Raw genomic sequence first — 327 nt, forward strand, 5'->3', positions numbered from 1 at the left:
GTACTGGGAGCATTGTGGGTGCGCAATGGCATGGAGGAGTCCGCGGAATTTGAACAACAGCAACATAATCAAGCGGCCGCGAAAAAACGCATCCCGGTTATCGAAGCTCTGTTACGACATCCCGGTGCTTTCCTGAAGATTATTGCACTACGACTGTGCGAGTTGCTGACGATGTACATTGTTACTGCCTTTGCACTTAATTATTCAACCCAGAATATGGGGTTACCGCGCGAACTTTTCCTTAATATTGGTTTGCTGTTAGGTGGATTAAGCTGCCTGACAATTCCCTGTTTTGCCTGGCTTGCCGATCGTTTTGGTCGGCGCAGT

General features: G+C 48.6%; 1 pseudogene. It reads left to right on the forward strand.

Annotation, left to right across the window (positions count from 1 at the left end):
* A pseudogene (locus tag ACUU1I_RS21390) lies at positions 1–327 on the forward strand (hypothetical protein); the annotation flags it as partial.

The organism is Shigella sp. SIG3, assembly GCF_053555855.1.